Annotated in this window: 7 protein-coding genes and 2 pseudogenes; 5 read left to right on the top strand and 4 right to left on the bottom strand. The window is 58.7% G+C overall.

What is annotated here, in order from left to right:
* Window positions 1-71 precede the first annotated feature (71 nt).
* Together bamA and ACSZPU_RS21360 are read left to right on the top strand one after the other, a co-directional pair.
* Window positions 72-1,574 (top strand): annotated as a pseudogene (bamA, locus tag ACSZPU_RS21365) (outer membrane protein assembly factor BamA); the annotation flags it as partial.
* Window positions 1,575-1,708: 134 nt separating this feature from the next.
* Window positions 1,709-2,002 (top strand): hypothetical protein, encoded by a 294-nt coding sequence (locus ACSZPU_RS21360; RefSeq protein ID WP_499002925.1) that lies wholly within the window; start codon window positions 1,709-1,711, stop codon window positions 2,000-2,002.
* A gap of 71 nt (window positions 2,003-2,073) precedes the next feature.
* Here ACSZPU_RS21360 and ACSZPU_RS21355 read toward each other — a convergent pair whose 3' ends face one another.
* The gene (locus tag ACSZPU_RS21355) at window positions 2,074-2,685 is read right to left on the bottom strand and encodes a quinone oxidoreductase family protein (protein ID WP_499002923.1); all 612 of its coding nucleotides are present in this window, start codon (window positions 2,683-2,685) and stop codon (window positions 2,074-2,076) included.
* A gap of 73 nt (window positions 2,686-2,758) precedes the next feature.
* Window positions 2,759-3,184 (bottom strand): arginase family protein, encoded by a 426-nt coding sequence (locus ACSZPU_RS21350; RefSeq protein ID WP_499002921.1) that lies wholly within the window; start codon window positions 3,182-3,184, stop codon window positions 2,759-2,761.
* Between ACSZPU_RS21350 and ACSZPU_RS21345 the strand changes: the two genes are divergently transcribed.
* Window positions 3,161-3,805, top strand: a complete 645-nt coding sequence (locus ACSZPU_RS21345) for a LysR substrate-binding domain-containing protein (RefSeq protein ID WP_499002919.1) — start codon at window positions 3,161-3,163, stop codon at window positions 3,803-3,805. The genes ACSZPU_RS21350 and ACSZPU_RS21345 overlap by 24 nt on opposite strands.
* On the opposite strand, the gene ACSZPU_RS21340 is transcribed toward ACSZPU_RS21345, so the two are convergent.
* Entirely contained in the window at window positions 3,774-4,667 is an 894-nt protein-coding gene (locus ACSZPU_RS21340) for a LysR family transcriptional regulator (RefSeq protein WP_499002917.1), read from the bottom strand. The two genes, ACSZPU_RS21345 and ACSZPU_RS21340, sit on opposite strands and share 32 nt — an antisense overlap.
* A gap of 112 nt (window positions 4,668-4,779) precedes the next feature.
* On the opposite strand from ACSZPU_RS21340, the gene ACSZPU_RS21335 reads away from it, so the two are divergent.
* Both ACSZPU_RS21335 and ACSZPU_RS21330 read left to right on the top strand, forming a co-directional pair.
* Window positions 4,780-5,925 carry a serine hydrolase domain-containing protein gene (locus tag ACSZPU_RS21335; protein ID WP_499002915.1) on the top strand — a complete coding sequence of 382 codons (1,146 nt, stop codon included), beginning with the start codon at window positions 4,780-4,782 and terminating at the stop codon, window positions 5,923-5,925.
* On the top strand, window positions 5,922-7,097 hold the full coding sequence (locus tag ACSZPU_RS21330) for an MFS transporter (protein WP_499002913.1): 1,176 nt from the start codon (window positions 5,922-5,924) through the stop codon (window positions 7,095-7,097). The genes ACSZPU_RS21335 and ACSZPU_RS21330 overlap by 4 nt, the downstream gene beginning before the upstream one ends.
* Window positions 7,098-7,137: 40 nt before the next feature.
* Here ACSZPU_RS21330 and ACSZPU_RS21325 read toward each other — a convergent pair.
* Window positions 7,138-7,329: pseudogene (locus tag ACSZPU_RS21325) on the bottom strand (phosphohydrolase); the annotation flags it as partial.
* Between the last annotated feature and the right edge of the window lie 104 nt (window positions 7,330-7,433).

Here is a 7,433-nt window from a genome sequence, read left to right as displayed (position 1 = left end):
GCGGGCATCGTGAAAAGTCTATGTCAAAGAAAGGGTTATGTTCTCATAATTGACGATTAAATCGCACCTTCCTTAAGAAACTGTTCGGCAAATATGGCTATGCCATGCCGCAGGTAAACACCGCGCCGGAAATTGACGACCAGCAGAAAAAAGTGACGCTGCATATTAACGTCAATGCCGGACGCCGCTATTCCGTTCGCCGGATCCGTTTTGAAGGCAATGACACCTCCCGCGACGCCGTATTGCGCCGTGAAATGCGCCAGATGGAAGGATCGTGGCTCAATGGTGACAAAGTGCAGCAGGGGAAAGAGCGTCTCGATCGTACGGGCTTTTTTGAATCGGTAGAGAGTAGCACGGTGCCGGTATCCGGTACCGCCGATCAGGTGGACGTGGTGTACAAGGTGAAAGAGCGCAATACCGGATCCTTTAATTTCGGTATTGGTTACGGCACCGACAGCGGCATCAGTTATCAGCTCGGCGTCACTCAGGATAACTGGCTGGGTACGGGGAATAGCGTCAGCTTTAACGGCACGCGCAGCAGCTACCAGTCCTATATCGAACTGGGTCTTAACGACCCCTACTTTACCGTCGATGGCGTGAGTCTTGGCGGCAAAATTTTCTACAACAGCTATGACGCTTCCGACGCTGATACCGGCAGCTATAACCAACAAAGTTATGGTCTGGGCAGCAACATGGGCTTCCCGATCAGTGAAAACAACACCCTCAATCTGGGACTGGATTACGTCCATAACCGCTTAACCAATATGGAGCCGGAGCTGACCACCTGGCGCTATCTCAATTCACGCGACATCTACCCGGACGTGGTCACCAAAGACGGCAACAGCGGCGCGACATATACCGCCAATGATTTTTTCAGCAGCTTAGGCTGGAGCTATAACGACCTCGACCGTGGCTATTTCCCCCGCTCGGGTAATAAGAGCAGCTTAACCGGCAAAGTCACCATCCCCGGTTCCGATAATAGCTACTACAAGCTGACGTTCGACAGTACGCAATATCTGCCGCTGACCGAAAGCGGAAACTGGGTGTGGATGGAGCATGTCCGCGCCGGTTACGCGGGCGGTCTGGATGGCAAACTCGTGCCGTTCTACGACAACTTCTATGCCGGGGGCTCGTCGTCCGTACGTGGTTTCTCGTCAAACACCATTGGCCCGAAATCCGCCTATTACCGCTGTAATGGTACGGAAAGCAGCTACAGCACCTGCCCGCTGAAAACCTCATCCGATGCGGTGGGCGGTAATGCGATGGTAGTGCTGAACAGCGAATTTATCGTGCCGACACCGTTCATCAATGACAAGTACGCCGACAGCCTGCGCACCTCGCTGTTTGTCGATGCCGGGACCGTCTGGAGCACCTCCTGGCACAATACCGCGCAAACCCTGGCCGCCGGGATCCCGGATTACAGCGACCCTTACAATATTCGCGTCTCCGCCGGGATTGCCGTGCAGTGGATGTCCCCTCTGGGGCCGCTGGTCTTCTCGTGGGCCGAACCCTTTAAGAAATACGACGGCGATAAAGCCGAACAGTTCCAGTTCAACATCGGCAAGACCTGGTAGCGCTATTCCGGCGCTTACCAGCGGATCGTCGCGCCTTCTCTGCCCCGGCGCGGCGATGCCTTTTCGGGACAGGTTTAATCCATTGAGGGGGCCATTGTGTTCAACCAACACCACGTTTTATCAGGGAGTCCGCCATGAAGAAGAAAACGTCGCCCCCCGTGAGCAAGGTCGATTTCTTCGACTTCAAATATGAGCTGGAGCGGGCGGTTCTGGCCTCGACGCAGGAAAATGCCCAACAGTGCCTGACGCGAGCAAAATTTCTCTGTTATCTGCTGTGCCGCAACCTGGGCCATGAGCATGTTGAAATGTTTAATGAGACATTCAGCAGCGCCGAAATGGCGGCGAGTTCAACCGCCAATAAAAAGGAAAAGACGCGCAAATTCAGGAACAACTTCTCGCGGCTGAAACATTCGCTTTATAACGAATAAAACGCGTCCCCTGCTCGTCAATAACCGCGTATTTTTCAACGCGGCACCTTCTTACGTCCTGGATTTATTGCTTATCGAAGCGCAGCACGAGGGCGAGAAGCGAGTCGGACGTATCCCTCTTCATACTGTGCAAGGCTTACCGTGCTGTCGATGATCGGCTTGAGTTTGCCGTCACTCGCCAGTAGCACCAGCGCTTTCGCTACCTGAATGACCGCCGACCCCACCGCCCCCGCCGCACCGGAAACGACGATAGTTTGGTTATCGCCTATCTGTACTGCCGATGTCAGCGCCCGATATGCGGTCAGGTAGTTCACGCTCAGCGTTGCCCCTTCCTCCCAGCTCAAGGAATCAGGCAGCGCAAACAGGCGGGCATCGTCCACCAGTACATATTCCTGAAACAGGCTGTCTTCGGTGATCCCCAGCTTATTACCACCGTAAATGCCCACGCGGGTACCTTTGGCTAAGCGATCGCTGTGCTCCACGCATCCTGCACCTTCATTACCCAACACGATTGGGGCATGCAAGCCGGGAATATCGCCCTGACGGATATACTTCGACAATTGGTTAATGGTCGCGGCCTGTATACGGATAAGGCTATATCCGGGCTTGAACAGAGGTTGAGAACGCACCTCCGCACGCGTTTCAGGCGGTTGTCCAAATGCCGTCGTCACCATCGCTTTCATTACAGTCTCTCTTTTTGGGCAATAGAAGGCCGCTTCCGGCCTTGTCGCCAGAAGAGGCATCAATCATCAGGAGCTAACGCGGTTCGCCGATAAGCGGCAGTTGTTTCAGCATCTGTTGCAGGTTGATGGCGTCCCAGGGCAGATGTTCGGCGATGCTAATACCCACCACGTCGGCAACCTGCGCGACAACGTTAAGCAGGGCGATCACCTGCGCCATCGACAGCGTGCCGCGCGCCACGCCGTCAAGTGACGGGTCGACGCCCGCCGGGTTTTGCATTAGCTGCGCGCGAAAGAGCGCCGGGTCCACCAGGCAATCGCCACCCAACACCACAATGCGCTCCGGCGCATGCTTGTCAATCAGTTGACGCGCAGCGCGCTGTTGGGCCACCAGCGTACTTTTCGCCACCACGCCCTCTTCCACGCTGAGTGGTGTGCCGTCGAATGGCATTACCGGTACCTCTTCCTGCGGGCCGTTATGTTCCGGGGCCAGCCACGCCAACAGCTTTGCGTCAAAGTAATAGGGTGGATTATTGCCGCCCTGCCAGCGTTCGAAAGGGAATACCCGGATATCACCCTGGCGCTGGGTATCAGCTATTGCACCATCAACATTCTGGGCGAAGGGGTCGACTGTGCGATCCGCGCAGGCGCGCTCCAGGATATGGCGATGATCGGCAGAAAAATTTGCGAGCTGGAGAGTGTGGTCTGCGCCTCGCCGGGCTATCTCCAGCGCATGGGCACACTGACCACGCCGGAAGAGGTGGCGCAGTCGCATGTGCATGCGGGGTATTTCTTTGCCGCCACGGGCAAACCGGACCCGCTGGTGTTTGAAAAAGCAGGCGAGCGCATTGAGATAGATAACTGCAAATACTGCACCAATGAGGGCAATGGGCTGACAAGTATGATGCTGGCGGGGCTGGGTCTCGGCCAGCATATGCGCCCGATTGTGCAGCCCTGGCTCGACACGGGCGAACTGGTGCAAGTCCTGCCTGAATGGTCCAGACCACCGATCCCCTTCCATGCGGTTTATCCGCCAAACCGCCACCAAAGCGCGCGCCTGCGGGTCTTTGTTGACTGGCTGATAACGCGGTTTAGCCCGCTGGCGGAAAAATCCGCGCGCTAAGAAAATCAATCAGCACGCGCAGCTTTGGCGAAGGGTGTTTACTGGCAGGCCACAGCAGATGTACCACCCCGGTGTGGCTGGCGTACCCGGATAAGATCTCTTGCAGCACGCCCTGCTCCAGCGCCTCGCGAATGGCAAAGTCAGGCAGCCAGGCAATCCCCAGACCACGCAGGGCAAAGCAGACGCGGGTTTCAATGTTATTGCACACCATGCTGGCTGGCAGCGCGAGTTCGTTTTCCGCCTCGTTGCCACGCATCACCCAGCGCTCCAGTTTACCGCTGGAGGGAAAGCGGTATTGCAGGCAGGCATGCTGCGTAAGCTCCGACGGGGTTTGCGGCTCACCGCAGCGGGCCAGGTAGTCCGGCGATGCCACCACTACGGTCCGAAAGTGACCCAGTTTACGTGCCGAGAGGCGCGAGTCCGCAGGCGGGCCGATACGCAGCACGGCGTCATAGCCTTCGGCAATCACATCCACCATGCGGTCGGTGAATTCCAGATCCAGTTGGATCTGCGGATACTGGCGCATAAAATCGCCCAGCACGGGTAACACCAGGGACCCCACCAGCGGCAGGCTGAGCCGCAACCGCCCCATCGGACGCTCCGCCGCCTGGGTGAGCTCCTGCTGGGCGGCCTCGATTTCCGCCAGGATGCGGCGGCTGCGCTCCAGCAGTAAATGCCCTTCCGCTGTCAGCGTAATGCTACGCGTGCTGCGGTGAAACAGCCGCACGCCGAGCTTATCTTCCAGCCGGGCAATGCTCTTACCCACCGCCGAGGCCGATACGCCAAGGTTGCGCCCGGCAGCCACAAAGCTGCGCATTTCCGCCACCTGCACAAACACCACAAATCCGTTGAGACTTTCCATACGCCCTCGCCATTACGGACATTTATCTCCGCAGTGTCATGAAATATACCCCTCTTTTTCCGCAATCGCGAAGCTTCTACTGTGGACGTGTCGAAAACTGAGGAGAGTACAGATGCAAGATTTCATTCAACGCGTTGTCCGTCAGGCGCTGTACACGCACCGCCTGGTGGGCGTGGAAGTGATGATCGCCCACCGTGGACAGACGGTTTATCACCAGGCGGCGGGCTATGCCGACCGGGAAACCCAGCGTCCGATGACGCTCGATACCCGCTTTCGTCTTGCGTCAGTGAGCAAGCCCATCGTCACCACCGCCGCAATGGTGCTGGTGCAGCAGGGAAAATTACAGCTCGATGAGGCCATCACCCGCTATCTGCCGGACTTCACCCCGCCGCTGCCGAATGGCGAACCGACCACCATCACGCTGCGCCAGTTGATGAGCCACAGCGCCGGGCTGGGCTACCGCTTCCTTGAAGAGCAGGCGGATGGTCCTTACGCCCGCGCCGGGGTATCTGACGGGATGGACGCTTCCGACGTGACACTGACAGAAAACGTGCGCCGTATCGCCACGGTTCCCCTGCTCTATGCACCGGGCAGCGCCTGGTGCTATTCGCTGGCCATCGACGTGCTGGGTGCGGTGATTGAACAGGTGCAGGGACAACCGCTGGATATTGCGGTAAAAACACTGGTTACCGGACCGCTGGCGATGTACCACACCGGGTTTGCGCTATCCCCGGACCAGGAGGTGGCGACCGCCTATGTGAACGATCGGCCGGAGCCGCATCCCCTGCAAGAGGGCGAATTCGCCGCTCCCTTTGAGAACACCGTCGGCATCTGTTACAGCCCGGCGCGTGTCTACAATCGCGCGGCGTATCCATCGGGCGGCGCGGGAATGGTCGGCACCGTGAGCGATGTGATGAGCCTGCTGGAAACCTTGCGCAGCGGCGGCGGCCAACTTCTGGCCCCCGAATGGGTGGCAGAAATGGGCCGTGACCAGGTGGCTGCCCATCAGTTGCCGGACGCCCCCGGCGTGGGCTTCGGGCTGGGCTTTTCCGTTTTACGCGATCCGCAGCAGGCCGCCTCGCCGGAATCTGTCGGCACCTGGCGCTGGGGTGGTGCATACGGTCATGCGTGGTTTGTTGACCACGAGCGGGAACTCAGCGTGGTCGCCTTTAGCAATACGCTGTACGAAGGCATGTCGGGACAGTTTGTCAATGATCTGCGCGATGCGGTCTACCACGGCCTGCAGGTGACAGTATGACACGCGCGGACCGTCTGCCCATTTTGCCGTTGCTGGCGCTGGGGATGGCGGCGTTTGTCACGATCGTCACCGAAGCGCTACCCGCCGGGTTGCTGACGCTGATGGCGCACGATCTCGATATTACGCCAGCAGCGGCCGGGCAAAGCGTGACGGTCTATGCCGTCGGCTCGTTTATCGCCGCCATTCCGCTGATGTCGTTGTTGCAGGGGTGGCGACGGCGCCGCCTGCTGTTGCTGACGCTCGCCGGGTTTACGCTGGCAAATACCGTCACCGCTTTTGCCAGCGATTACTGGCTGTTGCTTGCCGCGCGCGCGATTGCCGGTATCGCCGCAGGGATTTTGTGGGCGCTGCTGGCGGGGTTCGCCGCCTCGATGGCCCCCGTTCACAAAAGGGGCAAAGCGATTGCCATCGCCATGGCAGGCACGCCGCTGGCGCTCTCTATTGGCGTACCCATCGGTACTTTTATTGGCAACCTGATTGGCTGGCGGCTCTGCTTTGCGATGCTGAGCGTGCTGTCGCTGCTGCTGATTATCGTCCTGCGCCTGAGCGCCCCGGATCCTGCGCCACAACCGACCGCACAGCGCTTATCGCTGCGCCGGGTGGCGCAACTGCCCGGCGTGGGCGGGGTGCTGTTGCTGGTACTCAGTTTTGTGCTGGCGCATAACCTGCTTTATACCTACATTTCCCCGTTCCTCGCCCCCGCAGGATTAACGGCGCGAACGGATGCGGTCTTGCTGCTGTTTGGCCTGTGTTCGCTGGCGAGTATCGCGGTAACGGGGATGCTGATTGACCGCCATCTGCACGGCCTTACCGTGCTGAGCGTCGGCCTGTTTATGCTGTCGGCCCTGTTGTTGCAACTCAATGCCGCCAGTGCACCCACAGTGTGGATCGCGGTAACGCTCTGGGGGCTGGCGTTTGGCGGGGCCGCCACCCTGTTTCAGACCGCGATGGTGATCCGCGCCAAAGAGGCAACGGATGTGGCGCAGTCGATGCTGGTAACGGTGTGGAACCTGGCGATTGCCGGCGGCAGCGTGCTGGGCGGCATGGTGTTACAGCAGGTGGGAACGCACGGTTTCACCCCACTGCTGCTGTTGTTGCTGGCAGTAGCCATGTGGGTGGCCTGGTCGGCAAAACGACGCGCTGACGTGTTGTTGCAGCACAGACATCCCTGAACGCTCCCGATGCCCCGGCGAACCGGGACATCTCATGCGGTCATCCCTGCCAGCGGGACTGGCGAATCACGCTGCAAAAATTGCCGGGGATAAACGCGGCGTCTTTATCGTGGATCACATCGGCTTTGACGTTGCCAAACGTGGTCTGCGGTTTATGTTTAATCCCCAGGTAAAAGGCCTCGATAATATCTTCTTTAAAAGCAGGCGTGCGCGGGTGCTCCTGCACCACCGCCTAGCGGGTTGCATCGCTGACGTTCTCATAAGGAAGGTGCGATTTAATCGGTGGGGTTCAGTGGAGTCCTTAGCTGTATTAGCCTTACCTTAGCTGAGCTGTAT

The sequence above is a fragment of the Phytobacter sp. V69 genome, from assembly GCF_965644215.1.
Taxonomy (GTDB): Bacteria; Pseudomonadota; Gammaproteobacteria; order Enterobacterales; family Enterobacteriaceae; genus Phytobacter.
Note: the sequence above shows the minus strand (reverse complement) of the source record. Positions and strands in the feature narration are given on the sequence as shown.

Coding starts and splice junctions, on each gene's coding strand:
- ACSZPU_RS21360 (WP_499002925.1), top strand. CDS start 1,709: ATGAAGAAGAAAACGTCGCCCCCCGTGAGCAAGGTCGATTTCTTCGAC.
- ACSZPU_RS21355 (WP_499002923.1), bottom strand. CDS start 2,685: ATGAAAGCGATGGTGACGACGGCATTTGGACAACCGCCTGAAACGCGT.
- ACSZPU_RS21345 (WP_499002919.1), top strand. CDS start 3,161: ATGTTCCGGGGCCAGCCACGCCAACAGCTTTGCGTCAAAGTAATAGGG.
- ACSZPU_RS21340 (WP_499002917.1), bottom strand. CDS start 4,667: ATGGAAAGTCTCAACGGATTTGTGGTGTTTGTGCAGGTGGCGGAAATG.
- ACSZPU_RS21335 (WP_499002915.1), top strand. CDS start 4,780: ATGCAAGATTTCATTCAACGCGTTGTCCGTCAGGCGCTGTACACGCAC.
- ACSZPU_RS21330 (WP_499002913.1), top strand. CDS start 5,922: ATGACACGCGCGGACCGTCTGCCCATTTTGCCGTTGCTGGCGCTGGGG.